Consider the following 589-nt stretch of genomic DNA (forward strand, 5'->3'; position numbering starts at 1 on the left):
CTAATAAATTTAGAAAAGACTTTTTCAAAATATAGAAATAAGATTTTTAACAAAAAAAACTTAAGTGCCTCAGATATTTCTATTTCAGATGTAATAAAAGGATTAACTAAAGATATAAATGAAGAAGTAGGAAAGATGGGGGTAGTTAAAGAATTTGAAACAAGTTTAACGAAATCCTATAAAGATTTAAAAAAAGAGGATTTACAAGTTACATTGAAATCGGAGATGTCCATAAAAGGTTATTTTAGTGATTTAATCCCATATATAAAAAAAGATGAAGATGATAATTTGTATCCTTCTTCAGGAGATGGAAGAAAGAAAATAATCACATACTCATTAATTAATTACTTCACTGAGAAATTTAATAAAAACAAGATTTCTATATATTTGATTGAAGAACCGGAAAATAGTTTACATAGATCGATGCAAATTGCATTGTCTAAGAAGTTATTCTCAAATGAAGCTTATAAATATTTCTTTTTAACAACACACTCCTCAGAGCTACTATATGAATTAGATGCAGCCTCTTTAATTAGAATATACTCAAAAGATAAGATTAAATGTTCATCATATATATATATAGTGGAAG

The 589-nt window shown here is 25.5% G+C and carries 1 protein-coding gene; it reads left to right on the forward strand.

The window, feature by feature from the left end:
* Window positions 1–589: AAA family ATPase (locus tag PVA17_RS24930; RefSeq protein WP_274069369.1), on the forward strand; the 589-nt coding region annotated here is incomplete at both ends.

Origin of the sequence: Lysinibacillus sp. CNPSo 3705 (assembly GCF_028674935.1) — a bacterium.
Lineage (GTDB): Bacteria > Bacillota > Bacilli > Bacillales_A > Planococcaceae > Lysinibacillus.